Annotated in this window: 27 protein-coding genes and 3 tRNA genes; 4 read left to right on the top strand and 26 right to left on the bottom strand. The window is 44.2% G+C overall.

Annotated features, from left to right (window positions below):
• Positions 1-50 precede the first annotated feature (50 nt).
• Complete coding sequence (locus AB4274_RS07180; protein ID WP_372111475.1) at positions 51-260, top strand: DUF2986 domain-containing protein; 210 nt, start codon at positions 51-53, stop codon at positions 258-260.
• A gap of 115 nt (positions 261-375) precedes the next feature.
• Here AB4274_RS07180 and AB4274_RS07185 read toward each other — a convergent pair whose 3' ends face one another.
• The 9 genes from AB4274_RS07185 to AB4274_RS07225 all read right to left on the bottom strand — a co-directional run bounded on the left by AB4274_RS07185 (position 376) and on the right by AB4274_RS07225 (position 7,090).
• Positions 376-1,299: an ABC transporter substrate-binding protein gene (locus AB4274_RS07185; protein WP_372111478.1), complete on the bottom strand. Its 924-nt coding sequence runs from the start codon at positions 1,297-1,299 to the stop codon at positions 376-378.
• 2 nt (positions 1,300-1,301) lie between these two features.
• Positions 1,302-2,177, bottom strand: a complete 876-nt coding sequence (locus AB4274_RS07190) for a metal ABC transporter permease (RefSeq protein WP_372111481.1) — start codon at positions 2,175-2,177, stop codon at positions 1,302-1,304.
• Entirely contained in the window at positions 2,177-2,911 is a 735-nt protein-coding gene (locus AB4274_RS07195) for a metal ABC transporter ATP-binding protein (protein ID WP_372111483.1), read from the bottom strand. The genes AB4274_RS07190 and AB4274_RS07195 overlap by 1 nt, the downstream gene beginning before the upstream one ends.
• On the bottom strand, positions 2,911-3,846 hold the full coding sequence (locus AB4274_RS07200; protein ID WP_017062541.1) for a metal ABC transporter solute-binding protein, Zn/Mn family: 936 nt from the start codon (positions 3,844-3,846) through the stop codon (positions 2,911-2,913). The genes AB4274_RS07195 and AB4274_RS07200 overlap by 1 nt, the downstream gene beginning before the upstream one ends.
• Positions 3,847-3,891: 45 nt before the next feature.
• Positions 3,892-4,467 (bottom strand): DUF6162 family protein, encoded by a 576-nt coding sequence (locus AB4274_RS07205; RefSeq protein ID WP_372111485.1) that lies wholly within the window; start codon positions 4,465-4,467, stop codon positions 3,892-3,894.
• Complete coding sequence (locus tag AB4274_RS07210; RefSeq protein ID WP_102433469.1) at positions 4,464-4,799, bottom strand: hypothetical protein; 336 nt, start codon at positions 4,797-4,799, stop codon at positions 4,464-4,466. Before AB4274_RS07210 ends, AB4274_RS07205 begins: the two co-directional genes overlap by 4 nt.
• 116 nt (positions 4,800-4,915) lie before the next feature.
• The gene (locus tag AB4274_RS07215) at positions 4,916-5,752 is read right to left on the bottom strand and encodes a DUF4198 domain-containing protein (RefSeq protein ID WP_102433468.1); all 837 of its coding nucleotides are present in this window, start codon (positions 5,750-5,752) and stop codon (positions 4,916-4,918) included.
• Positions 5,753-5,870: 118 nt separating this feature from the next.
• Positions 5,871-6,389, bottom strand: coding sequence for a DUF2271 domain-containing protein (locus AB4274_RS07220; RefSeq protein WP_102433467.1), 519 nt, complete (start codon positions 6,387-6,389; stop codon positions 5,871-5,873).
• Positions 6,390-6,460: 71 nt separating this feature from the next.
• Positions 6,461-7,090 carry a PepSY-associated TM helix domain-containing protein gene (locus tag AB4274_RS07225; RefSeq protein ID WP_057622184.1) on the bottom strand — a complete coding sequence of 210 codons (630 nt, stop codon included), beginning with the start codon at positions 7,088-7,090 and terminating at the stop codon, positions 6,461-6,463.
• 342 nt (positions 7,091-7,432) lie between these two features.
• Between AB4274_RS07225 and AB4274_RS07230 the strand changes: the two genes are divergently transcribed.
• Positions 7,433-7,753: a hypothetical protein gene (locus tag AB4274_RS07230; protein WP_057622183.1), complete on the top strand. Its 321-nt coding sequence runs from the start codon at positions 7,433-7,435 to the stop codon at positions 7,751-7,753.
• 124 nt (positions 7,754-7,877) lie between these two features.
• Here AB4274_RS07230 and AB4274_RS07235 read toward each other — a convergent pair whose 3' ends face one another.
• From AB4274_RS07235 to AB4274_RS07265, 7 genes are all read right to left on the bottom strand, one after another.
• Entirely contained in the window at positions 7,878-9,056 is a 1,179-nt protein-coding gene (locus AB4274_RS07235) for a lipopolysaccharide assembly protein LapB (RefSeq protein WP_048662832.1), read from the bottom strand.
• Positions 9,053-9,673, bottom strand: a complete 621-nt coding sequence (locus tag AB4274_RS07240; RefSeq protein ID WP_372111491.1) for an energy transducer TonB — start codon at positions 9,671-9,673, stop codon at positions 9,053-9,055. The genes AB4274_RS07235 and AB4274_RS07240 overlap by 4 nt, the downstream gene beginning before the upstream one ends.
• A gap of 19 nt (positions 9,674-9,692) precedes the next feature.
• Positions 9,693-10,097, bottom strand: coding sequence for a biopolymer transporter ExbD (locus tag AB4274_RS07245; RefSeq protein WP_004731145.1), 405 nt, complete (start codon positions 10,095-10,097; stop codon positions 9,693-9,695).
• A complete protein-coding gene (locus AB4274_RS07250; protein WP_102433465.1) occupies positions 10,094-10,654 on the bottom strand; it encodes a MotA/TolQ/ExbB proton channel family protein in 561 nt (186 codons plus the stop codon). Before AB4274_RS07250 ends, AB4274_RS07245 begins: the two co-directional genes overlap by 4 nt.
• Positions 10,654-12,030 carry a MotA/TolQ/ExbB proton channel family protein gene (locus AB4274_RS07255; RefSeq protein ID WP_372111494.1) on the bottom strand — a complete coding sequence of 459 codons (1,377 nt, stop codon included), beginning with the start codon at positions 12,028-12,030 and terminating at the stop codon, positions 10,654-10,656. Before AB4274_RS07255 ends, AB4274_RS07250 begins: the two co-directional genes overlap by 1 nt.
• On the bottom strand, positions 12,030-12,797 hold the full coding sequence (locus AB4274_RS07260; protein ID WP_017062550.1) for a DUF3450 domain-containing protein: 768 nt from the start codon (positions 12,795-12,797) through the stop codon (positions 12,030-12,032). The genes AB4274_RS07255 and AB4274_RS07260 overlap by 1 nt, the downstream gene beginning before the upstream one ends.
• A 193-nt stretch (positions 12,798-12,990) precedes the next feature.
• The gene (locus AB4274_RS07265) at positions 12,991-15,087 is read right to left on the bottom strand and encodes a TonB-dependent siderophore receptor (RefSeq protein WP_372111496.1); all 2,097 of its coding nucleotides are present in this window, start codon (positions 15,085-15,087) and stop codon (positions 12,991-12,993) included.
• A gap of 559 nt (positions 15,088-15,646) precedes the next feature.
• On the opposite strand from AB4274_RS07265, the gene AB4274_RS07270 reads away from it, so the two are divergent.
• Complete coding sequence (locus tag AB4274_RS07270; RefSeq protein WP_017062553.1) at positions 15,647-16,951, top strand: dicarboxylate/amino acid:cation symporter; 1,305 nt, start codon at positions 15,647-15,649, stop codon at positions 16,949-16,951.
• A gap of 184 nt (positions 16,952-17,135) precedes the next feature.
• Here the strand turns inward: AB4274_RS07270 and AB4274_RS07275 are convergent, their stop codons facing one another.
• The 3 genes from AB4274_RS07275 to AB4274_RS07285 form a co-directional block, all read right to left on the bottom strand.
• The gene (locus tag AB4274_RS07275; protein WP_372111499.1) at positions 17,136-18,521 is read right to left on the bottom strand and encodes a histidine kinase sensor domain-containing protein; all 1,386 of its coding nucleotides are present in this window, start codon (positions 18,519-18,521) and stop codon (positions 17,136-17,138) included.
• Complete coding sequence (locus AB4274_RS07280) at positions 18,518-19,183, bottom strand: response regulator transcription factor (RefSeq protein ID WP_017062555.1); 666 nt, start codon at positions 19,181-19,183, stop codon at positions 18,518-18,520. The genes AB4274_RS07275 and AB4274_RS07280 overlap by 4 nt, the downstream gene beginning before the upstream one ends.
• Positions 19,184-19,263: 80 nt before the next feature.
• Positions 19,264-19,737, bottom strand: a complete 474-nt coding sequence (locus AB4274_RS07285) for an NYN domain-containing protein (RefSeq protein WP_010429860.1) — start codon at positions 19,735-19,737, stop codon at positions 19,264-19,266.
• A gap of 323 nt (positions 19,738-20,060) precedes the next feature.
• On the opposite strand from AB4274_RS07285, the gene AB4274_RS07290 reads away from it, so the two are divergent.
• Positions 20,061-20,558, top strand: coding sequence for a DUF4174 domain-containing protein (locus AB4274_RS07290; protein ID WP_050546503.1), 498 nt, complete (start codon positions 20,061-20,063; stop codon positions 20,556-20,558).
• A 51-nt stretch (positions 20,559-20,609) separates the two neighbouring features.
• Here the strand turns inward: AB4274_RS07290 and cobA are convergent, their stop codons facing one another.
• From cobA to AB4274_RS07325, 7 genes are all read right to left on the bottom strand, one after another.
• Positions 20,610-21,386 (bottom strand): uroporphyrinogen-III C-methyltransferase, encoded by a 777-nt coding sequence (cobA, locus tag AB4274_RS07295; RefSeq protein WP_372072932.1) that lies wholly within the window; start codon positions 21,384-21,386, stop codon positions 20,610-20,612.
• Positions 21,387-21,714: 328 nt separating this feature from the next.
• Positions 21,715-22,530: a formate/nitrite transporter family protein gene (locus AB4274_RS07300; RefSeq protein WP_017062558.1), complete on the bottom strand. Its 816-nt coding sequence runs from the start codon at positions 22,528-22,530 to the stop codon at positions 21,715-21,717.
• Positions 22,531-22,653: 123 nt separating this feature from the next.
• A complete protein-coding gene (nirD, locus tag AB4274_RS07305) occupies positions 22,654-22,977 on the bottom strand; it encodes a nitrite reductase small subunit NirD (protein ID WP_372072930.1) in 324 nt (107 codons plus the stop codon).
• A 14-nt stretch (positions 22,978-22,991) separates the two neighbouring features.
• On the bottom strand, positions 22,992-25,565 hold the full coding sequence (nirB, locus tag AB4274_RS07310; RefSeq protein WP_017071488.1) for a nitrite reductase large subunit NirB: 2,574 nt from the start codon (positions 25,563-25,565) through the stop codon (positions 22,992-22,994).
• 616 nt (positions 25,566-26,181) lie between these two features.
• Positions 26,182-26,255, bottom strand: a tRNA-Cys gene (locus tag AB4274_RS07315).
• A gap of 64 nt (positions 26,256-26,319) precedes the next feature.
• Positions 26,320-26,406 (bottom strand) — tRNA-Leu (locus tag AB4274_RS07320).
• Between the two features lie 80 nt (positions 26,407-26,486).
• Positions 26,487-26,562, bottom strand: a tRNA-Gly gene (locus AB4274_RS07325).
• Positions 26,563-26,575 lie beyond the last annotated feature (13 nt).

Genomic DNA, 26,575 nt, shown 5'->3' on the forward strand with positions numbered 1-26,575 from the left:
CTAAAATGATTATCCTCCACCGCCTAAACTAAATACAAGGCTATGCAGCAATGAACCGTAAGAAAAAAATCAATCAAATTCTAAAAAAGAAGCAGAAACAGGCGAATTCTAAACTGCATAGTAGCAACAAGCCTCGCTACATTTCTAAAGCTGACCGCGCAAAAATGGAAGCTGAAGAACAAGCGAAAGTAGCTCAAGAGCAAGCTGAAGGTTCAGTAGAAGCAACTGTTGAAGCTGAAGAGACAAAAGCTGCAGAGTAAGTTAAAACTCGCAGTCCTCTTGTCTAACACTCTTTTCCGAGCCAACAGACAAGAACAAAAAAAGCAGCCTCTATTTGGGCTGCTTTTTTGATCCTACTATTTGTAATCGCGCTGATTAGCCTTTGAATGGCTGCACTTCCCAACGGGCAAACGGTGCTTTTCCATTAATCCCTGCTCTACCCCAACGATCAACAGAATCCACAACCAAGATACGCTCATTCGGTACTAATGATTTAATCAAGTTACTTGGCTTTTTCGCTGTGACTAACCAAAGAGCATCGTCTTCCGAAAACATCTCTTTAAGTTTAGCTTTGTCTTCGTCTGTCCATTCCAGTTCAGCTTTGAACATGCGATCTTCAACAAACAGTTGGCTGCCAGACGCGAAGTCTTCCAAGCTTTCTGAAAGCAACAATACTGAATCTACGTCATTATCTAGCAATACTGCTTGCTGCTTGTTGATCAGTTCACGAACATCCAACATCACACGTTGTAAGTTGCTATCAATCGTTTCAGCTTGTGTCGGCCACAATAACTTAAAGTCGTCAGCCACAATCGCCGCCATACGCGTTAAGTTGGTCGGATTTAACCACGCGTATTTAGACACATCACCATTCGACAATGTAAGCGCTGCAACACCTTGTGCACGCGGTGTGATCGCTTGAGCCGCATCCACCTCAACCAAACGGATATTGCCTTGTCTTGCGTATACAAAGGTAGGATCCGCTTGCCAGATGGATGACAGTGTTACCGCAACGGTCGCCTTTTCGCCAGATTGAAGCACTTTACTCGCACCCTTGGTACCAAACCAATTCGGCAGACGGTCAATACCGTAGCGCTTCGGTGGAAGATATTCAGTGGTAATGTCCGTGTCTTTGGTTAGCTCTGTCGCCAACGCATAAGTCACAGGTGTACTGGTTAGGATGTCTTCTGCATTCACGTTCAGTGACAGCACAGAACCAGCCATTAACACACTACCAAGTACACTCACTTGAGCCGTTGCTTTTACTGAGCTAGCGATACGATTCATTAAACAAGTCATGATTACGCCTTTCTTACAATTCGGTAAAACGTTGCTGCTAGGAAAAACGTTGCAGAAACGATGATGATTGACGCGCCCGATGGCACTGGCAGTTTTAACTCCATAGGCAACACAGTCCCAACCAAACACGCGATGGTTGCCAGTAACGCGGACAGTAAAACAAAGCTGCCCATGCGCTTAGTTAGCAATCGAGCCGTAGCACCTGGGATCAGTAATAACGCACCAACCAGAACCGCACCCACTATTTTCACCGCTGCAATCGTCACTAAGGTGATCATCATGACAAACAGGTAGTCGTAGAAGCTGGTGTTATAACCACGAACCTTGGCAATATCAGGGCTGATACAGGTCAGAAGAATACGGTTGAACGTCGGTATCAACAGCAAAATGATGAGCGCGCAGCTGCCTGCGAGAATTGCTAAGTCTTGGTCTGTTACCGTCAGAATCGATCCAAACAACACGTTCTCAAGCATGTGGATATTGATCTTACGTGCCACGTACATCAGCAATGCCGCACCTACTGCCAATGCTAGCGCTAGAAACACACCAACTAAGGTGTCGTATGGCACGTTGGTTCTGTTTCTTACAAAATGAAGAAGCAAAGCAAAGATCATACAGAAACTAAACAGACCAATAATTGGGTTTTCTGGTGGTTCGCCAAGTAAAACACCAATAGCGATACCGGTTAATGCTGCGTGGCCTACTGCCTCAGAGAAGAAAGCCAGACGCTTGGCAATCACCAAAGTACCAAGACCACCTAACAGAGGGCCAAGCAATAACGCTGCAACCAAAGCATTCACCATAAAGGCATACATGAAGCTGTCTGATAACCAACCCGCTTCAACACCACTAATGGCAAGTTGTCGTAACCAATCCATTACGCAACCTCCTGAGATTTAGTCATGGCAGAGCCACTGCTGTAGTGCTGGAATAGGCTCTCGATTTTACTTGGGTGTAAGACTTCTTCGTGTGGGCCACTATCAACCAAGAATCGATTCACAACATGTACGTTCGCTTCGAGTCGACGAACTGCGGTGACATCGTGGTGTACCGCAAGAATCGTACGACCTTCATTAACACACTCACGAATCAGCGATTCAAGATAACGAACGCCCTGCTCGTCCATGCCCGTCGTTGGTTCGTCTAATACCAGTAAGCTCGGGTTATCCAATAACGCTTGAGCAAACAGCACGCGTTGCTGCTCACCACCCGACAACTGTCCTATACGGCGGTCGCTACGTGTCGCCATACCAACGCGATCTAATTGTGCGAGTGCAAGATCCAATTGCTTAGATTTTCGACGCCAAAACAACGGGATTCGCGTTTGATTAAGCAGTACGAAGTCCATGACCGTCAAAGGTAAACTCGACTCAAAAGTCGCTTTTTGCGGAACGTAACCAATACTCGGCTTATCCGGCCAATGGATATTGATTTGACCAGAGAAAGGCGTAAGACCAAGCACAGAGCGGAGTAATGAAGTTTTACCACCGCCGTTTGGCCCCATGATCACATGACACTCACCCGCTTTAAGCTCGAGCGAGATATCATCAAGAATTACGTTGTTATCGTATTGCAGACCGAGTTTATTAATTGAGATTGATGGACCTAACATTATGCGTTCCCGCTTTTAGCTTGGTTCGCCGCCGCAAATTTCATGGCTTCGATTAACGTCTCTAGGTTCTTCTTCATCTCAACTTCTACTTTATCGTCTTCGTATTCGCCATGCGTCATGTGAGAGAAACGATAAAGCTGAACGCCTGTTTCCGCTTCAATCGTGTCAACAAAACGATTTGGCATGTTTAGCTCGTAGAACAGAACATCAATGCCTGATGCGCGGATCTTCTCGATCGTCTCTTGCAGCTGGCTAGCACTTGGTTCAACACCGTGTGCAGGCTCGATTACTGCCGCGACATCCACACCAAACTCTTGAAGGATGTAGCCATAAGCATTATGTGTAGTCGCGACCTTCATACCTGATGTATCGAGTTCGCCCAGTGACAGCATCGCGTCACGCTTCATAAAGCGGAATTGCTTAGCGTACTTACGCGCGTTCTTGCGATAAAACGCAGCGTTGTCTGGGTCGAGCTTAGACACTTCACTGGCGATGGTGTAAACCTTTTGAATCGTTGTCGAAAGCCCCACAAAGGTATGCGGGTTTACGGCACCTTGACCAACAGACTGACCAAGTGCAGGAAGTAGAGGCACTTCTTTGTTTGCTTCGATCACGACTAGATCATCACGTTGCGCTGCGGAAATCACTTTAAGCGCGAAATCATCGTGACCAATACCGTTTACTACGATTGCATCCATTTGGCTCAATCGCTTTAAATCATTTGGTTGTGGTAAGTAGTTATGTGGGTTGAAACCTGCGTCAACCAAAGGAAGGATGTTCACTTTGTCGCCTACTACTGCTTTTACGTAGCTGTAGTAAGGTTGAAGCGTGATACCAATCGTCAGCTTGTTGCTGTCGATCTTATATTCTTTTGCCAATGCATTGGGTGCCATGAACACCGCTAATAACGACATGAACAGAGTCATAATTCGCATAGTAATTCTCTTATTATTAGTGAGCATTTTTATAAGCCGGATTGTTTAATGAGAAGAAGCATCATGCAGCTCAACTTCTGATTCGTTCACGACCATTTTCCAACCCGTAGACTCTAGCGTGTGTTGGTCAAAAGTAGCGGGCTGTTTCGCTACACCGCCCAAGAAGATCCAGATTTCAGGAGAAACGCTGTTCGCATTTAAAATAAAGGAATCCGCAAAACCATGATCGGTAGGCGTAGCTTGTTCACTTGGAGTAGAAAAGTAATAACCACGCTCGTCCAGTACCCAAGCATGAGAACCTTTGCGCTTCCAACTCTGATCTTCTACAAACGGGGCAACCCATTCATCTTTAAGTGATGCAACACTCGGCCATTCACCATCTGAGTCCATGCGCAGGTCACGGATTTCTTCATGCGCTAAACGCAGCTCTGATAGCATCGCCAAGTTTTCTTGTTCAACATCAGTCACTAGAATTTGATGATCAAGCACTGCTTTAACGTGGGATTCAGCCTGATGAAATGGGATAGCAACCGTGGAAAAGCTCAGGATGAACACAATGATCAGCCCTACCCATTTGCCTTCTCTGCCGCCCGTGTCAGCACGTACACCTTGAATCATCATTTCTCGCTGATCTCAACAACGTCCACTTCAACAGGAAACTCGTGGCCTGAATCAAACACAAGGTAAAACTCAGTCTCAGGGTTTGGAAACTCAACGATAGAGCGTTTATCCGTCATCTCTTTTGCAATCAAGTTGTCTTCGTAGTCGTACATCTCAACCGCGTAATCAATAGCTTTACTGCCGTCTGAATAGCCCGCTTCGCAAGCCACAGTTTTGCCTTCAAACCAGCAGCTCATCAATGGAAAGTGTGCTTGTGCAGGTAATGCAGCGAAACCAAGTCCCAGAGCCAAGCAAGGAGTCATTAATGCGTTAAGTTTTGTTTTTATTGTCATGGTTCGTACCCTAGCCACAGTGCAAATTCTCAGTAGTAAACTGAGCGATAAAGGGCTCAAATGAGCCCTTAAGTTTTTTGGTTGCTTAATCAGGGATCGAGCCCCGACATCACAGATTATTGAAGCAGAGCTTCGAACGTTAGGTGAACGTTCGCACTTGCTTTGTCTGCCAGTGGGTTGTCAATCAACTCACCTTTGTAGTTCGCTTTCATTACGTAACGACCCGCGACGTCTGGAGTGAACGTGATTTCACCGTTCTCATCACTCACCACATCAATCTGCTCTTGGTGGTTGCGGTAAAGCGTACCTTCACGAGTAATCTCCGCTTTCACGTCTTTCTGGATTTCACCGTTGTAGAAGAACTGGAATGTTACAGGTTCGCCTTCAACGATGTCTGAAGGGTGAGTCACTGGCTTCATTTCAAGAAGCTTGCCTTCAATTTTGAACACTGAATCCGTTGGCTTACCTACCGTGATGTAGCTTTCTGCGCGAGTGAAACTGATTTGTGTTACCACGTCACGTGATTTTTCAGGAAGAACAGAGTCACGCTCAGCTTTGTTTGCTTTAATCCACTTCACCGTGTCACGGCGACCCGCTTTGTATTGCGTGTAGTAAGACGGCTGGTTGTTGATCGCCACTTTGTGTGTACCTTCTTCTTCAAAATAGAAATCAAAGATTGAACGACGCTTGCCACGAATCACAAAGTTAGGACGCTCGCTGCGACCATCAGGCATGATGACATGCGCATTTTCGCTGCCAGCAGGCTTATCAAAAACAAACGTACCGTGAGACGCAGTAACGTCGAACGTTAGCCAATCACCACCTTCTTTAGATACCGTGAAGTGAGATGGCAAAATCCAACGTGGGTGAGCTTGTGCCGTTGTCGTTGCTGCTAGGCCGAATACCATCACACCCGCTAGAGCAAGTGCTTTGATTTTTGTCTGTTTCATCATGTTCAATTCCATTATTTATAATTGTTAGCCGTGTCGCTCTATCTGAGCCTACGATGACCACTGTCTATTCTGTTCAGCTTGGTTTTAGTTCGTACTTACTAGTTACTGTTCGCACTTACTATTTAGCGATGTAGTTCAGGGCGATTACACCCGTCTCTTGCGTTGCTTTTAATTCGTAAGACGCGTTTGAATCTGTGAGTGATACTTTTTGGCGAAGGTAGTTACGGCCACCGTGTTCACGAACCACTTCAATATGAACCGTGTACTCGCCTTGTTCTAACGTTTCACCGCTGTCGCTCTTGCCATCCCAAACGAAACGGTACTGACCAGCAGGACGGGTTGCAGACGTTACAGCATCAACCAGTTCACGATCGTAACGGCCAACCTTTCTCCACCAGCTACGCAGATCCTTAAGCCATTCGTCTTTACCGACCCAAAGCTCGATGGTTTTCACGGACTTTCGTTCGCTGTTCTCTACCCATACCGCCACATAAGGACGCGCATACATAGAGGTATCGATTTTTGGAAGCTCAAAGCTGACATCAAGTTTTGCCGTATCAGGGATCACTTGTGCCATACCTAGGCTTGGCAAAAGAGATAAAGCAAGAAGCGCCTTGCTCCTGTTCATTTTTTTCATGTTTAACAACCTTTTAAATCCGTTTAACCTTAAGTTCGTTTTTCAATCCGATTCATCAATCGAATCAAGCGTTAAGGCACGGCGACAAAATAGATAACAAGTGAGATTGCAGACCCAAACACCGTCCATTTGATGGAAGTATTAAGCGTCTTTTTCTTAGGTAACAGTAAGCACACGCCAGTCAGCACAAAGAAGATCATCAGTAGCGCAGTGATATCGATAAACCATTTCCATACTTCACCGCTGTTACGACCTTTATGTAGATCGTTCAACAATGCGATAACGCCGTAATTCGTGGTTTCGACTTCTACAAATTCAGACGTAACGTCAACAAACACGGAAGCGTTGTAGCCTGGTCCTTTGAAGTCCATAGACACTTCACCGATGAGCAACTCACCGCCTTCAATCTCTGCGTAGATGTCCAAACCTGAAGGAACACCAGACAGATTGGCTTCTTCAAACAGAAACGTTTCAAAGGCTGTCTCGTCGGCTTTTAATCGCCCGTCTTGGATCGTGAACAAACTCGTAGGAAGCTCTAAAGTAGAGCGTTGAATATTGGGTTGGCTTGATTCAAATAACTCAGGTCTGTTCAAGGTGATACCTGTCACTGAGAAGAAAAGAACAACGAACAGAAGTGCCATTGAAATATAAACATGAAGTCGACGAGCCCATGATTGAACCGCCCTACTTTTTAACGACATACAAACCAATACCTATAAATTTTATGGCGACAATTTAGTTGATAATCATTCGTATTGGCATTCAATTTACATTGTTTACGTTTGCCGAGTGGCGTAAGGAAATTTACATAACATTACATGGGAAATAATCGAACTATATGCATATTCTTGCTAACGTGTACTTAAGGGATTTGATTCGTTCTGTTAGAGGTTGTCCATAACAGGATCAAAGCTAAAAAACCTCAATCTCAACATGCTTGATTGAGGTTGGTTTAAGATAACAGTTGTGGCTTTAAGGATAGAAAGTTGGGACTATTTGATCACTGGTTTGATGATAGCTAATTAAGCTTAAAAGGATTTGAAATGCGTATTATTGTTTTGGCTTTTGCTGCGCTAGTAACGGCGTGTACCAGCCAAATAGCCAGCACGGAAGAACATATTCAACAATACATCGGTTCAGACATAACCGATGTACAAGAACGTTATCTCACCGAACGGTCACGCCCTATCAGTTTTTGGGCATCTCGAAACTATGCTTGGATTGAAACCAAGAAGCCGTTAGACAATGGTTATACAGTGCATGCCTTTAAAAACCCTTATCGTGACTGCACCATTAATTGGGTTGTCGACACTAGCGGTGTGATTCAAAGTGCAACGCCTAGTGGGACAATGTGCGATCCTTAGTCAAACCAAACTGTAAAACTAGGTAAGCTCTAACTGAAAAATCAAAAAGGGTGTCACTTGAACCATCAAATGACACCCTTTTCTATTTGTTACTTTCTCTTGTCTTCTGTTGTGTTAACAGCAATTAGACATTGCCGTTATCACTCACTGTTCTTAACTGAGTCAGATATTTAATCCAACCTTTTGCTTCAGAAGAAGGTTCAATGTTGTTCGCACGTTTCGCTTGAGCGAGAGCATTATCAAGATTCTTTAGCTTGTACCATGAACGTACTTTCGCTAAAGCAACATCAGCTTGCTTGTTCTTGTCTTTCACTTTATCCAAAACAACCAGAGCTCGGTCGTAGTAACCTTGCTGAACCAATAGCTGAGCCACATTCCAATGATACTGAGTGTCTTTTTTAGACGCTAACGTCCACACTTCAATCGCATTGTCCCATTCTTTCGCTAGCTGCCAGTAGGTTGCTTGTTCAGCCAGAAGTTGAACATCGTTGTTCGCATCATCTAACTTAGCGATCTCTTGTGCTGCTCTCTCTGGAATGCCTCGTTTAGCATAAAGCTGAGCCAGTAATCTACGGTCTGAGTTTTTCAACTCAACACCTTGTAGATCAGCCAACGCTAGCGTGTTCAATGCATCACGATTACGTTCTAATCTTAGCTGAATACCAACAAGTTGACGCCACCAGTTATCTTTCTCTGGTTGAAGTTCAATGAGGCTTTCCAGTGTCGGAATAGACTGTTTCCACTGCTTTAACTGTAGCTGAGCACCCAATTTTAGCGATAAAGGTGATAGCTCTTGTTTTGAATTGAACTTGTCGCGATTACCAATAGCCACCAGTACTTTTGACCAGTTTTCAATTTGATATTCAGCTTGTGCAATTCGCATCCAAAGTGTGTCTTTCTTTTCCTTTTCTGGCGCAGTTTTTACTAACTCGTAATAGTGCGGAAGCGCTTTTTTAAACTGCTGATCGTTTAGTAATAGATCAGCAAGCATGCGTTTCGTTACCCAAGCCTGTTCATCCACCAGTAAATTACTGTCGACCGCATAAGTAAGCTGCTTAATTGCCGTGTCGGTTTTACCATCTTGCCAGTAAAACACACCAAGCATGCGAGCTACGTACGCTTTGTCGTAGCCTTTCGAAAGCTCCAATCCTGCAAGTACGTCAATCGCCTGTTTAACCTGTTCATCTTGAGCAAGCTTATGCGCCTTTTGAACACGAATAGCAGTATATTGGGTCAGCTCTTGCGCCTGTGTTGTAAGGGGCATTAACAACAAGCCCACTAATATCCATATCTGTTTCATCATTTTGCCAACTTAAACTCTAGTTTCACGGTTTGACCAACCTGAGCTATCGCTTTTCCATCGACAACTTTTGGTTGATATTTCCATTTTTTAAGTGCTCTCATCGCTTCACGTTCAAACATACGACGTGGGTTTGCGTCAGTGACTTGAATGTCAATTGGACGTCCCGTTTCATCGATAGTAAAAGACATAATCACATGGCCTTCAGCGCCGCGCTTCAGCGCTTTCGGCGGATAACGAGGTTCTACTCGATACAGAGGCATTGCCTGTTGGTTTGACCCAAAATCAGAAAATGTCGGTGCGTTAATCGCTAAGCCATCAACCGATGTATTCAAATCCAATGAAGGCAGTGAAGACATCGAATTCAGAGGCGTGACTTCAGCTTGTGACTGAGACGTTTGCGCTTCTGGTGGTGGCTCTGGCATTTCTGGTTTCTCAGGGACGGCACGTTGTCTTCTTTGAACTTCTTGTTCTTGTTCAACCATCACCATGTTGAAACTCAACGTCTCGCTATCATCTGGTGAACGTTGATGGCCATTATCGACCATCCAAGCCATGAAAGAAAATAGAGCCAGGCCCAATGCACCCGCCAGCGGTAAAGCAAGAAATAGGCGAATCATTTATGAAGATCCTCCAAGATCATCGCTTTTCAGCAGCAAGCGCAATGTTTTTAACACCCGCACCTTTAGCCGCGTCCATCACTTTAACAACCGTACCGTTGTAAGCGTGTTCATCCGCTTGAATAACCAAAGAAGCATCAGGTTGTTCTAGCAACAAGTGTTCTAACGTTGCTTGGACACGTTCAACATCTACGACACGTTTGTCGATAAAGATGTCGTTAGCAGAAGTAATCGCAACAAAGATGCCCGCATCCTTTTGGCTTACTACGTTAGAAGCTTGTGGGCGATTGACTTCAACCCCTGATTCACGAACAAATGAACTGGTCACAATAAAGAAAATAAGCATGATAAATACAATATCAAGCATCGAAGTAAGGTCTATTTGAGCCTCTTCGTTTTTTGAATGACGTCGACCGAGTCTCATCGTTGACTCCTTAAAGATTTTTCTAATTTCAATTCTAAGCGGTTACACACTTTCGCTAAACGAGCATGAACAAACATGCCCGCTAATGCAGCAACCATACCCGCCATGGTTGGCAGTGTTGCCAACGAGATACCTGAAGCCATCAATTTAGGGTCACTGCTTCCTTGAGTCGCCATCACATCAAAAACAGAGATCATACCGGTGACGGTACCTAACAAACCCAACATCGGACAAATAGCGACTAACAGCTTAATAAAGTTCAAGTTTTGGTAAAGTAAGATACTCGCTTGCCCTAACCAACCTTCGCGAATGGCTTTGGCATGCCAAGAAGAGTGATCTTCTCTTTCATGCCACTTAGTAATCCAAGCTTGGCGCTGCTTTGGAAAGTAGAACGCAAGATAAAGCACACGTTCTACCACAAGCACCCAATACACTAGGACGACAGCCGCTAGCCACCACAGAACGAAACCGCCCTGCTCCATAAAGCTTGATAAAGACAGCAGCCAGTCACTCGTTAACCAACTCGCTGGTAATAGAGAACCCGACAAAATATCCATTACGCAGCAGTCCCAACTGGTGAAACAACAGCGTTTGATTCAAAGGTCTTTTCAGCCTGCTCAGCAACAAGACCAATACCTTGCTTCTCAAGAATATTGCGAATGTTTTCTGCTTGAGTGCTAAGAATGTTGTGTGCCAGTAGAAGAGGCATTGCCGCAACCAGACCAAGTACCGTAGTTACAAGCGCCATCGAGATACCACCAGCCATAACTTTAGGGTCGCCATTACCAAACTGAGTGATCACTTGGAATGTTTCGATCATGCCGGTTACTGTACCTAAAAGGCCCAACATTGGTGCTAGTGCCGCCAATAGCTTAAGCATCGATAGACCTTTCTCTAGGTGAGTCTGCTCATCAACTACCGCTTCTAAAAGTCGCAACTCTAACGCTTCAACCGTTTGGTTTTGTTCCTTGTTGTACATCGCAAGAACACGACCTAGTGGGTTATCACCCGCTTGCTCAGGGTTCTTAAGTTGCGCGCGAATTTTCTGGCGTGCGATAGCAAGAGAGACACCACGAACTAATGCGATGATTAGACCAATAGCTAGTAGGCCAAGAATCACTTTACCAACCACACCACCCGCTTGTAGACGGTCAGTTAAACTTGGCGTAAGTGCTAATTGCTCTAGCATAAACCCGCGAGAAGGATCGACAACCACGTTAGATACTTCACCATTCGCTAACGAAGAAAGTGACGCTAACGTTGGACCATTTTGTGGTTGCTTAAGGTAAGCGATCGCATCTTCACGCTGAGTGTTCCAGCTAACATAGCCTTGCTCTGTCACAAGACCAATCGAACCTAGTCGGTAAGCGTCAACCTTGTTTGTATTGCCTTCACCATTAATGAATGCAATTTGAGATTTGCTAAGCTCAGAACTCGCTTGGATCTGTTCAACCATGCTCATCCACAAACCGGTCAGCTGTGGCATTGAAGGCAGTGATTTAGCATCAATGATTTGATCAACAGTTGCAGTGTGTTCAGCACGATCAACACTATTCACGGTTGAGCTAAGCTCTGCGCCGAGTTCTTTTGCGTTTTGACGAACGACACCGAACAGCTCGCCTAAGCTACCGGTTTCTAAACGCAGCTTCTCTTCAAAGCGAGCAAGCTTGTTTTCGTTATCACTGAACGTTTGAGTCAGAACATCTGTCGCACCTTGGATAGACGTACGCTTCGCTTCAAGCTGAGCTTTGATCGCTTTCAGTTCTTGTTCTGTCTTTTTGAAATCAGCTTCACGCACTACGTTGTGAGAAGCTTGAGTTCGACTCTCTGATTTTGCTTTATTAACTAGCTGAGCCGTCGTATCTGATGCAGAGAAAGCTGAAAATGAAAGTGATGTAATGCAAAGCAATGCTGCTAATGGCTTTAAGTTCATTACTTAACCTCCGCAACAGTTAAAGAAACAGGTAAAGTAATTAGGCTTGGCGCCGCTTGTTGGCTTGCAATGTCGTAAGCTTTATCTAGCTCAGATTTCATTGAAGAATCTAGCTCTTGCCACTGATTTTGTGTTTGATTCCAAGACCAATATTGGCTGCCATTTAGGTTACGAGCCACCAAAGAGATACGACCTAGGTGCAACACGTCAGCTTCAATCGTTCTGTCGTTGCTCAATGCAACGCGGCCTTGGTAAGCACCGAGCTTGATGCCGTAGTCCATCTCGATTTGGTAAGCTTCCAGGATACGACGATACTTCTCAGCATCACTCACATCAGCACGAGTCATCATTGCTTGTAGCTTTTCTACTCTTTCTAGACGCTGTTCTTTCTTAATCGGCACGTCTTTCTCTACCAACTGTTCAAGACCATCGATCATTTGATACATCAATGGCACAACACCTTGGCGTGTGTATTTGATTTCTTCGATCTGCTCTTCAATGCTTTGAGCTTCTTGGTTTTGGCTCTCAACTAATGCAGCAAGGTGATCGTGATAGATTTCTAGGTTTTTAACTTCTTCTTGCAGACGCTCAATCTCAGCTTGCAGCATTAAAGTCGCTTGTGAGCTTTTATCAATAACCTTTTGGCTCGAAGCCGACGCGTTATTGGTCTTGTTTTGAATTGATTGAGCTTGATCCAAGCTGTTTGCCATAGAAGACGTTGCAACCAAACTGATGGCAAGCGCTAGGCTAGTTTTTAAAAGATTCATAATTGTAGTCATTTACTATAGAAGAAGGTCAAATACATTTTATTGATAAATACTATTATTGATAAGCACTCTCATTATCATTAAAAGTCACTCGCATTACTAGGGATATTTTACTGAATAGCAGAATCACGAAAGGAGAAAGCCGAAACTTTCCCCTTAGTATTTAGGCTAACAATAGTACCCTATTAACAAATTAGTATTTTACCTGTAAAGTCGCCATGTAGTTACGGCCTTCGCCGATTACTACGTCTTCAGCAAATTGGTGGTTTGAAGATGTTGAACCGCCACCCGCTAGGTATTCTTTATCAAATACGTTCTCGACTGTTAGACGCGCTACGAAATCAAGAGAATCGTCGTACTTAAGCGTGTATGCAGCACCCATATCTACACGTGCGTAGCCGTCTTTCTTGAATGTGTTCGCGCTATCGCCGTAACGAGAACCTTCGTAGATAAGACCCAGGTTCACATCAACTTCGTTTGTTGCTGCATAGGTAGACCAAACGCTTGCTGCAAACTCAGGTACGTCTACTGGACGGTTACCTTCATATGTTTCATGGTTCGTGATTTCAGCATCTAAGTACATTGCAGAACCAGACATTGAGAAGCGCTCTGAAATAAAGCCTTGTGCGGCTAGCTCAGCACCACGGTGAACTTGTTCGCCACCTTGTGTCTTCGTCCAATCGCCTGATGAAGTGTCTTCTACATCCATTGAAATGTTTTCTTGGGTAATATCGAATACCGCACCAGAAACGAATAGACGTTCGTCCATCAGTTCCCACTTAGTACCGACTTCGTAAGACACGCCCGTTGCTGCGTCAAGAAGTTCGCCATCGTTGGTGTAGTTGCGGCTTCCGCTCGACACAACACCTTGTGGTTCGAAACTTTCAGAGTAAGAAGCGTAGATACTACCGTTTGATGCTGGGTGGTAAATCAGGCCAAGCTTAGGCGCTACATTTTCTTCTGCTACGCCATCACTTACTTTCCGGTCGAAACGAGCACCCGCAAGAACTTGCCATTCATCATTAATAGTAATCAAATCTTGGATGTAGAAGCCCCAAGTATCGTAAGTACTCATCTTACCTAGCGATGTTGGACCCACTGACGGCGCTGGTACTGTTGCATCTGGTACGTATTCAGCGCTGCTGAAGCGATCCATACCACGGTAATAGCTGTAGCCTAACCAGTTAGCACCGAATAATAGTTGGTGCTCTGTGCCCGCAAGATCAGCGGTTGTTGTTAGATCAACGTAAGCCGTTCTGAAACGCCATTTATCATGACGGTAGTTACCGCCTTGAGTCACGGTGCCCGTACCATCAGGATTCATATTTGAAAAGCTTGGGTAGCTTTCCATATCAATACGTTCGAAATCTTGGTAGTTGAAACCTGTTTTTAATGACCATGTATCAGTCAGGTTAGCAGCAATATCAAAACCAACGTTCTCAACATCATTCTCGATCTGTGACCACTGTGCATCCCAGATGTGCTTGTCGCTACCTACTCGGTTGCCGTCTAGCGTGTATAAAGCGCCAGAATCTACGCTACCTTCGTCGTTAGTTTTGTCGTAATGAACAGAAACTGTCACGTCTTCAGTTACATCGTAATCAACGAATACACCACCAACAAAACGTTCTGTTTGTGGTTCAGTTCCGTCACCATAAGTTCTCCAAGAGCCGTAGCTTTCTTTAGATAGAATCGCGCGACCACGTAGAGTTTCAGGGTCGTTCAAAGCGCCACTTACGTCTACCGTTGTACGAGAATGGTCATTAGAACCAATATCTTGGCTAACACTTACTTGCGTATCGTAAGTTGGCTTTTTGCTTACCATGTTGATCAAACCACCTGGTGCAGAAATACCGTAAAGAAGACCAGAAGGTCCTTTTAGTACTTCAACACGCTCTAGCAGTTCGATTGGTTGACGGTAGTGAGACCAATGTTGCTGGCCATTTTTAAGGAAGCCCGAAGAGCTTTCTACCGAGAAACCACGTAGAGAGAAACGTTCACGGTTACGGCTTGTACCGCCAGCACTTACACTCGCGTCATTCTTAAGCACGTCACCAAGCGTTGTTGCACGCTGTTCATCGATGATTTGCTCATCGATTACTGAAACTTGTCCCGGAGTCTCTAATTGAGTCGCCTCCATGCGCATTGCTGTTGTGTTCGTGTCGGCTTTATAACCGTAGTCACGACCTTCAACAACCATATGCTCGTCTGTTTTTACTGTTTCTGCCAATACTGCTGGTGAAGCTAATACTGCGCCGATCACTAAAGCCAATGGGCTCTTTGAAAACATGTCCTTTACTCCGCTTTTATTCTTTTAGACGAACACTTTGTTATTTATTCGATGTGTTCGCTGAACCGTTGCCGGTACCACTGAATTATTTCGGGAGTAAATATAAGTGATAACTATTACCATTTGCATTAAATTTACATTCTTTGCATTCGTAAAGTTTTGTAAAGGCCTGTCGGTGAGTCATATTTGAGGAGTTCAACAAAACCATTCAATACAAATAGTTAAGGCTCATGGACGTAAATCGACTGGTTATCTTCACCGAATTTTTTGAAACAACGGTATTTGTTCAGTCAATTGAAGACGAGAAGATTGATAAGAAAATCATCTCTTCTTATTTACTACCTTTGAAACGACAAATTTATGTATAAAACCCTCGATAGATGTAAATTAATAGTGAATTATTTTGTTTTTATTTGTTTAATTTACACAATTATCAGTGATTTTGATCACATCTATAATTCCAAACTCATTTTTTGTTTTTCGAATTGATTATCCGACTGCTAATCTCCTGCTCACTTTGAAAAGGTATCAAAGTTATAAATAATAAGGAGTGTTCTAAATGAATACCAAGAAACCTATGTCTCTGACTGGTCGAGTAATCCTCGGTATGGTCGTAGGTATATTAACGGGATTCGCCATTCAATCCCTTTTTGCAGACAACGGATTTGTTAACAACTACATCGTTAACGGACTCTTTGAAGTGGGCGGACAAATCTTTGTCGCCAGTTTAAAAATGCTTGTTGTGCCTCTAGTCTTCGTTTCACTAGTGTGCGGTACAAGTTCTCTTAAAGACTTATCAACTCTTGGCCGTATGGGTGGCAAAACGCTTGCACTTTATATCGGTACTACTGCCGTTGCCATCACTCTAGCATTAACTATCGGTAACCTGTTCCAACCTGGAGCTGGTGCGGATCTTACTGCTGCGAGCTCTTTCAAATCAGCGGATGCCCCTTCTCTGGGCCAAGTAATCATCGACATGTTCCCAACCAACCCTATTCAGGCGATGGCTGAGGGCAAAACGTTACAAGTTATCGTATTTGCAGTGTTGTTTGGTATCGCAATCAGTGCAGCGGGCAAACCCGGTGAACGTATCGCTGCAGTTTTCTCTGATCTAAACGAAGTGATCATGAAGCTAGTTGCGCTACTAATGAACCTTGCTCCTTACGGCGTATTCTTCTTGATGGCGAAACTGTTCTCTGGCCTTGGCTTAGGTGCAATTTGGAACCTAGCAGAATACTTCTTAGTGCTTGCTGGTACCCTGCTGTTGCATGGCTTGGTGACTTACAGTGCGATGCTTAAAGGATTCACAGGTCTTAGTCCGATTACGTTCCTACGTAAGATGGAAGATGCAATCATGTTTGCATTCTCAACAGCATCTTCGAACGCAACAATTCCAGTAACTATGGAAACGGCTAAGAACCGTATGGGCGTAGACAACAAAGTCGCTTCTTTCACAGTACCACTAGGTGCAACTGTGAACATGGACGGCACTGCAATCATGCAAGGTGTTGCGACGGCGTTTATCGCGCAAGCGTACAACATCGACCTTTCAATGGGTGATTACCTAATGGTTATCCTAACGGCGACACTGGCGTCTGTTGGTACTGCAGGTGTCCCTGGTGTTGGTCTTGTTATGCTAGCGATGGTATTGAACCAAGTTGGCCTGCCGCTTGAAGGTATTGCTCTAATCATGGGTGTTGACCGCCTTCTTGATATGATTCGTACCGCTGTAAACATCACAGGTGATAGTGCCGTATCTATCATCGTTGCTAAGTCTGAAGGCGCTCTAGACGAGTCTCGCTTCAACGACCCAGCAGCAGGTGAGAAAGAAGAAGAAGTTAAGCTAGCTCGCCAACAGGCATAATCTAGTTTCTCTGACGCTCTTGTCTTCAAGCTCAGGCGTAATTAATGGCTACGCCTAGCCCATACCAAAGCGCATAAAGAAAAACGCCACTGCAGATGCAGTGGCGTTTTTATTGGGTATCGCTTAAGTCAGTACTACTGAGTTGGGACAGTTATCAATTTAAGGTAATTATCAATAGGGAAAGCTAATCACCGATTGGGAACATCAAGTTCACTCTCAGCCCCCCACCTTCTCTATTCACAGCAGTTACATGTCCATTCATCACACCCATCGCTTCTTTAACAATCGCAAGGCCCAGACCGTAGCCACCAGACCGTTTGTCTCTTGCTGATTCAATACGAGTAAACGGGTCGAATATACCTGCAATCTTGTTATCAGGAATACCATCACCGTCATCTTCTACAGATATTACACTGTAACGTCTATCCATTACCTGTTCGTATGTCGTCACGACCACATGAGCGTTCTCACCCGCGTATTTAATGGCATTCCCGACCAAGTTACCAATGACTCGAAGCAGTAGCCTCTCATCAACGTTCACCATTGATATCGGCGTCTCTAGGGAACCAATCAAAGTTTGATTCGGTTTTAAATCGTTTTGCATCTGCGCGATCAACATTGAACAATAGTGCTCAAGGTGCATTAAACTTAACTTGGAGTCATAGCGAGAGGTTTCTAAGCGGCTAAATTCAAGTATCTCACCCACCAGCTTATTCATCTCTTCTGTTTCATTTTCCATTCGTTCTAGCAAACCAATGCTTTTATCATCAACCTTGCTGCGCAGCAGGTGTAGTGCGAGGTTTTGCCTTGCTAATGGTGTTCTTAACTCGTGTGAGACATCACGAATCAAACAACGTTGCTTTTCAGCCAGAGATTTAATCTCAAAGGTCATATAATCAAAATCGTGTGCAAGCTCGTTGAATTCACGCGTGGTGGAGTTCAACTCCGACACCACACTGACCGTGAAGTCACCTTGAGCCAGTCTGCGGCTCGCTTCTCTCAATCTATCCAACGGTTGCTGAAGGCTTTTGGCCATGATAATCGAGAACAGAGACAATACGACCAATGCAATCAATGCTTTAAGCATATAGGAATATGGCGCAAAAGATTTTGCGGGATGAAACTGGTGCGGTAGTTGGATAACCAGTGTTTTACCGTTATCCAGTGGTAGGCCGAAGATCGGCTTACTCACACGATCACTAAGTTGGTGATCTAACGTTCTTAAGTATTTGAGCTTAAATTCAAAATGTGGGTGCATGTGACGATGTGTGATCGGACGATTGTCTTTATCAATGACGAACAGATAATACTGCTGAGCATTACCCCAGTCCGCGAGTTCATCCATGTCCCCTTCTTCGATCAACACATTCGCTTGGTAAGCAAGGTCGAGCATTTCCGCTTTTACCGATTCTGGGACTTTAAGCAGCGCTTTCATCAAGGCTCTTTCAGCGACACCTTGCAGGATCAAAATACTCACCAAAATGACGGTCAGGTAACTGAACAGTTGGAAAGTGAGTCCGTCTTTACGCTTAGCAATAAAATCAGGGCAACGCAGCAGTTTTTTACTCATGCTCCGACCGACTCTAGGTAACTGTAACCTTTACCACGAACGGTTTTTATATGTTGTTTAGACAAACCTGCCTGAACGAGCTTTCTACGTATATTGCTGATATGCATATCTAAATTACGATCGAAGGGACACAATTCTTTCTTGAGTACATGGATTTGCAGATCAGATTTTGAGACGACAATACCGTCATTTTTGACCAAATAATCAAGCAAGTCTTTTTCAGTGCCAGTTAATGGCAAACGAGAGAGTTGTTCACACAAGCCGTGATTAGAGGAAGCTAAAGATTGTCTTTGGCGTTCAAAACCCACTCGGCGCAAGATCACCTTAATACGGGTTAAGAGTTCAGGAACATTGAAAGGTTTAGCGATGTACTGGTCGGCGCCTGCTTGGTAGCCATCGAGCATTGAGGCATCGTCGTTAAGCGCGGTTAGCATAAGAATGGGAGTAGCAAAACGCTGACAAATACGTCTTGCTACTTGAATGCCGCTTAGGTTCGGAAGCATTACATCGAGTAGAACCAAATCGACAGGGTGAGATTGAATAAACTCAAGCGCGGATTCACCGCAATGAACAGTATCAACGTGATACCCCTCATTTTCTAACACTTCACCCAGTAATTCACACAACTGAATATCATCATCAACAACTAAAACGCGAGACATTACACATACCGATAAATAAGAACTGTTTGCATTCTAATTATCGTTATTATTGATTTCAATTATAAAGTGCCCGATTTCCTCTATAGAAGAAAATCTTTTTCAATCGGTACAAATTTTGATGCAGAATCGATAAGATTTTGAGCAGTTAACCCGGGAACACCATACACTTCAACAGGCTTGCCAAAGCGCTCTTTGATTCGCTCTACAAGGATTTCGAAATCACCGTCTCCTGATACCAAAACAATCGTATCAACCGTCTCAGCAAGTTCTATCGCGTCTAACGCAATACCCACATCCCAATCGCCTTTTGCACTGCCATCTCGACGCTGAATAAACGGCTTTAACTTCACATTAAAGCCCACACCACGAAGGATATGATGAAATTGACGCTGCTTTGGATCTTGGCTTGAGATTGCGTAAGCATTAGCTGCAATAACGTTACGCCCTTCCGTGGCAACATACCAAAACTGGTTATAGTCGAAGTTAGAACGGTATTTGTCGCGCGTCGTGTAGTAAACGTTCTGAACGTCGACCAAAATTGCTATGTTTTCCATAAATTCATACCTTTAGATTTTCCGTATACCCTATTCTATTCAATTGTAAAATGCGAGTCGCTTTACTCAATAAAAATGAACCTGCCAGCTATCGTTAACGTAAATCTAATATCTTTAGCGTAAAGCTAAGTGTCTTTACGTAATCCTAACTATGCTTATTGTAAGTGGATTTGTTTTGAGCGTTTCTTAGGTGGTTCTGATCTTCACCTTCTTCTTTACGTAGCGTTCAAATCGTACTCAGGCTTAGAGTTTTTAAAGGGAGGTTGGCAATGCTGCACCGACAAACACACAATTCGATCGTAAGCATCGACACAACCAAAGCGATGCAAACTTTAAATCAACCATCAAACTCTGGTAGCTGGTTTAGTTTGCTTAAACTACTGACCATCAGCACGGTAATAATCATGAGCTTAACCATCAATTCAGTACTCGCCTACCCCGCTTATTCTCACTCAAAGCCTTTGCCACACCGCAGTGTGATTTATTTCGCTCCAAAGGAAGATTCAATCGTTAAAGAGTTTCTGAATGAAGTGTTGCTCAATAACTGTCAATTGGACGAACGAGATGTCGTCATTATGGTTATTGCTGAGAGTGGTTACACAGTCCCAACTTGGTTAGAAGAAGAGTTTAACTTAGAAGCAGTCACCAGTATTTACGAGATCCCGAAAGGATCACATACCGCTGTTTTGATTGGTAAAGACGGGAAAGAGAAGCACCGATGGAGTGGCAAAACAGATTGGAAACAGATCACCAATATCATTGACGAAATGCCGATGCGCCAACAAGAAATGCAGCGACAAGGCAGCCGCTGCAGTATTTGATTCTTGATGGACTCAGTAGTGGCTTAGAGATCCAATTAGAAGGTCAAACGATCAAGCTTGTTTGTTAAACCAAGCAAGTTTTTCATGGAGCTGAGCCACGCTGCCTACAACAATCAGCGCTGGGCTCTTTGCGACGCTCGCAAGGTCAGCTAAATCACGTAACCCACCTCTAAACACCTTTTGTTCTTGGCGTGTACCGTTTTCGATGATCGCAACTGGCATGTCAGCTCGCATACCATTATCGAGTAGATTCTTCTGAATGTTCGGACTCTCTTTCAAGCCCATGTAAAACACGATGGTATGGTTGTGCTGAGCAAGAGATTGCCAGTCAATATCTTCGCCATCTTTCTTCAAGTGACCTGTAATAAACTGCACGCTTTGTGCATGATCACGGTGCGTCAACGGAATGCCCGCATAAGCCGTTGCTCCGGCAGCAGCTGTGATGCCCGGAATCACTTCAAATCTCACGTCATTCTCAGCTAGCGTTTCACACTCTTCACCACCACGACCAAAGATAAACGAGTCACCACCTTTTAGGCGTACTACGTGCTTGTTCTCTTGCGCTTTGGTCACTAATAGTTGGTTGATCTGATCTTGCGGTACACAGTGATGATCAAGCTTTTTGCCCACATACAGCATTTCTGCTTCTGGATTAGCCATCGCCAAAATATCTTTTGATACCAAGCGGTCATAAACCAACACGTCTGCTTGTTGAATCACTCGTGCGGCTTTTAGCGTAAGTAAGTCTGGGTCGCCCGGACCTGCACCTACCAATGAAACAAATCCTTTGTTTACTTCTTTAACATTCGATGGCGATACTTCTGACATGCTTTGCTCCGAAAGTTAGCTTGTTATATTTCAAGCTTAATTCTGTATGACGATTCATCGTTGTATGAATCACCAATATCCCTACTTCTTAGACTATCAGTTGTTGCCATAAAACTTTACGATTAATTCTAATCAAGATAGAAGTTTATATAACAAAACAATCTATTACGTTGGAAAACCCTGACATTTGCACCATCATCAAGCACACATTGCTCGCCTTAGGTGCACGGTTATCAAAGTAGAGAGTGTTAAGATCAAAAAAGCCCCAAATCAACAGCTTGGGGCTTAACACACATTATTAGTTGCTCATTAACCTAGAACTATCTAATTACTTAGCGCCTAGAGAAGGAGCTGTTTTAGCATGAGTTAGGTATAGAGGAACACACGTCATTAATAGACCACCAACGATGTTACCTAGGATTGTTGGGATAAGGTTGAAGTTCAACCATGTCGCGATACCAAAATCAGCGCCAAGAATCATACCTAGTGGGAATAGGAACATGTTTACCACTGTGTGCTCAAATACGAGTGCGAAGAAGATGAAGATTGGGAACCACATCATTGCTACACGGCCAGATACTGTGCGTGCAGTCATGTTGCCAATCACACCTAGACATACCATAAGGTTACAGAAGATACCGCGTACGAAACACGTGATCCATCCGTCCATACCCATGTTTTCAAAACCTAGGCTACGACCTGTAGAAACAGCAATGAACTTTTGAGCAACAGCGTTTGGTTCTAAAGAGAAGTTACCCGTTAGTGATACTGCAACAAGGAAAGCAACAATCAAAGAACCGATAAGGTTACCAAGACCAACAATACCCCAACAACGTAGGATACGACCCCAAGTAATACCTGGGCGGTTGTCGAATTTCGCTAAAGGTGCAAGGCCGAATACGCCAGTTACTAGGTCATAACCCATTACACTTAGAATGACGAAGCCAACTGGGAACACAAGTGCGCCAACAAGGCCAATACCGGTTTGAACCATTGCTGTAATAGCAACAACAACCGCTAGAGAAAGGATGATACCAGCCATAGTGCTTCGAATCAGAAGATCGCGAGTACTTGTTTTCGTTTTCGCTTCACCCACATCAATCATCGTTTGAACGAATTCAGCTGGTTTGTAATCAGGAGACATAAGGTTGTCCTTAAAAAGTTTAAATTAAAAGTTAAAATTGGATAGGAAAAGGCTCTAGTTGCCGAGTTAAGGCAATATCGAGAACTAGAACCCTTGAACTATCAAATCTTACTCATCCGAAGATTAAGCAGAGATTTCTACAGCGCCTTTGGCAACACGAGCTTTGTACGCTTTCACGTTGAAGTTCTCGTCTTCCATGCACACACCTGTTGCTAGGTTAAAGCGTTGCTTCTTAAGTGGGCTTGCTACCCAAAGCTCTTCTTTGTGCTCAACAATCAAACCACGTGATAGCACGTTAGATTGGAAGTATGGGTCTGTGTTGCTAATCGCGAATACTTCTTCAGCCTCAGTTGGGCGGAATACAGCTACTTGCTCACCACCAACCAACGCACAAACACCTGTACCTGGGATAATGTCTTCGATCTTACAAACTTTGGTAAATGCCATGATGTCGTCTCCCCTTAAACAGATTCTACGTGAATGATGTCGCCCTGATGCTTTGAAGTAATGGCTTCAGGGTGTTTCTCAGTGAATGTCGCAGGACGGTGTTGTTCACGGCCATCATCAACAAACACAACGTTTTCATCACGGTCATCAGCATTGATGAAGTGTGCAAAGCGTTTAAGTTGAGCTTCATCGTTGATAGTGTCTGTCCACTCACAAGCAAAGTTATCTACTAGGCCAGCAATGTCAGTTTCAAGTTGGTCATTGATACCAAGCTTGTTGTCTACAATCACTTCACGTAGGTAATCAACACCACCTTCTAGGTTGTCCATCCATACCGAAGTACGTTGTAGCGGAGCAGCCGTGCGGATGTAGAACATCATGAAACGATCGATGTATTTGATCAGCGTTTCTTGGTCTAGGTCGCTTGCCAGTAAGTCTGCGTGGCGAGGCTTCATACCACCGTTACCACACACATACATGTTCCAACCAGCGTCTGTTGCGATAATACCTAAATCTTTACCTTGAGCTTCAGCACACTCACGAGTACAGCCCGACACACCGAACTTCATCTTATGAGGAGTACGGATGCCTTTGTATCGGTTCTCGATCATCACGCCTAGGCCAACTGAATCTTGAACGCCGTAGCGACACCAAGTCGAACCTACACATGTCTTAGCCATACGAAGTGCTTTTGCGTAAGCTTGACCCGTTTCGTAACCCGCAGCGATTAACTTCTTCCAGATAGCTGGTAAGTCATCTTTCTGAGCACCGAACAGGCCGATACGTTGTGCACCAGTGATCTTGGTGTACAGGTTGTATTCTGCAGCAACATCAGCAAGTACGCTTAGTGCTTGAGGTGTTACTTCACCACCCGCCATACGAGGGATTACAGAGTAAGTACCGTCTTTTTGCATGTTACCTAGGAAGTTGTCGTTGGTATCGTGCAGCTTCACTAATTCAGGCTTAAGGATGTGTTCACCCCAGCAAGAAGCAAGGATAGAACCTGCTAGAGGCTTACATACTTCACAGCCGTAGCCTTTACCGTATTTCTCTAATAGCTCATCGAACGTTTTGATTTCTTCGATGCGAATTAGGTGGAAAAGCTCTTGGCGAGAGTATGCAAAGTGCTCACACACGTCGTTCTTCACTTCAACACCAGCTTTAGCAAGTTCAGCGTTTAGTACTGAAGTCACTAGTGGAATACAACCACCACAACCAGTACCTGCGCCTGTTACTGCTTTGATATCACCGATTGTGTGGTGACCTTCAGCAACCGCTTGAGCGATCTTGCCTTTAGTCACATCGAAACAAGAACAGATAACAGCAGACTCAGGAAGAGAATCCGCGCCAAGTGTTGGCTTTTCAGCACCAGCATGAGCAGGAAGAATCAATGCATCTGGGTGTTCTGGTAGGTCGATTTCGTTCAGCATAAGCTGTAGAAGATCACCGTAGTCAGACGTGTCGCCAACCATTACTGCACCAAGCAGCTTCTTGTTGTCTTCAGAAACGATTAGACGCTTGTAAACTTCTTGTTCTTCGTTTTGGTAAACGTAGCTCTTACAGCCAGGAGTACGACCGTTCGCATCGCCGATAGAGCCTACTTTCACGCCCAAAAGCTTAAGCTTCGCAGACATGTCAGCACCTTCAAATGTGCTTTCGTTACCAACAACGTGGTCAACCGCTACCGTTGCCATTTTGTAACCAGGAGCCACTAGGCCGTAGAACGTTTGGTTCCAAGACGCACACTCACCGATTGCGTAGATGTCTTTGTCTGTCGTTTGACAGTGATCATTAATCTCGATACCGCCACGTGGTGCAATACCCAGCCCCATTTGACGAGCAAGTTTGTCTTGTGGGCGAATACCAGCAGAGAATACGATGAAATCAGTTTCTAGCTCTGTACCGTCTGCAAAGCGCATTACGTTACGAGCTTCAGTGCCTTCAGGAGCAATCTCAAGCGTGTTCTTACTTGTATGTACGTTAACGCCCATACGTTCGATTTTTTGACGAAGTTGGTTACCACCCGCTTGGTCAAGCTGCTCAGCCATTAGCTTTGGAGCAAACTCAACAACGTGCGTGGTTACACCAAGAGCTTTTAGTGCGCCTGCAGCTTCAAGACCAAGCAAACCACCACCAACAACCACACCAGATTTAGAATTCTTAGCGGTTGCTTCGATAGCTTTCAAGTCTTCGATTGTGCGGTAAACGAAACAGTCTTTACCTTCGTTACCTTTGATTGGCGGAACGAATGGGTATGAACCTGTAGCAAGGATTAGCTTGTCGTATTGAATTTCACGACCAGTACTTGAGTAAACTGTTTTCTTTTCACGGTTAACGTTAATAGCACGCTCACCGATCAGCATGTTGATGCCGTGTTTCTCGTAGAAGCCTTCTTTAACTAAAGAAAGTTCGTCCGCAGTATGGTGTGAAAAGTAAGAAGAAAGGTGTACACGATCATAGGCTACGCGAGGCTCTTCACAGAAGACTGTGATGTCCATGTTAGCAACGTCTGTCTTCTCGACTAAATCTTCGATATAGCGATGGCCGACCATCCCGTTACCGATTACGACTAGCTTCATCTTGCTCATAAGAATTCCTGAAGGTTATATATTTCTTAACTGAGCGAATAATGAATTATGAAAGAAAATGAAAATATGATGTAAATCAATTACGAAATCGAACTACCCTAAAGGGGTAGGACAAAAGAGGTAGATCTGCTGATTTATCATACGAAGTAAACGAATAACCGTAGGTTTAATAAGGTTTAGCGGGGTTTTATATACACTTTCGTGCAGTAAATAAGATGTTGTAAAGTTTCACAATAGGTTAGCAGCAACACAAGTAAATGACAATCATTTTCATTTGTGGTCATAATAAGTGTAATAACTCATGAAAGCGTTACAGGATCATGAGCAACTATGTATAAATATGAAGAATTTAATGACGCAAAAGACAGTCGCCCTTTTCCATTCCCCACTCATTCCACTCACAAACGGCGCAATTGGTTAACAGATGCTGTTGGTTGTTTAGCAAATGATAGGTTTACATAAGGAAAAGACCGGCACAAAAGTGATCTGATATAGCTTGTTCCTAGTGGTGCTACTGATTAGAGAGCATACGTGGAAGTTTGAACATAGCATGAGGGTTTAGAATTTCAGATAGCAAAAAGGCCAGCATTTCTGCTGGCCTTTCAACTTTGAATAGTGGAGGCGCCTCCCGGAGTCGAACCGAGGTCCACGGATTTGCAATCCGCTGCATAGCCACTCTGCCAAGGCGCCTTCAATAGTGTTTTAAGAGAACAACTCTTTTGATTAATACCAAGCGAGGTAATAATCAAATAGATGGTGCCCCGGGCCGGACTTGAACCGGCACAACGCGAACGTCGAGGGATTTTAAATCCCTTGTGTCTACCAATTCCACCACCAGGGCACGCAATTCTTTATTGCGATGCCGATTACTGAAAAGTAAAACACCATCTTAATGTCAAAATGAATCAACACTACAAAATTTGGAGCGATACATCGGGTTCGAACCGATGACCTCAACCTTGGCAAGGTTGCGCTCTACCAACTGAGCTAGTATCGCATTTTCATTCTTA

Origin of the sequence: Vibrio sp. 10N.261.55.A10 (assembly GCF_041470825.1) — a bacterium.
In the GTDB taxonomy this organism is placed as follows: Bacteria; Pseudomonadota; Gammaproteobacteria; order Enterobacterales; family Vibrionaceae; genus Vibrio; species Vibrio crassostreae_C.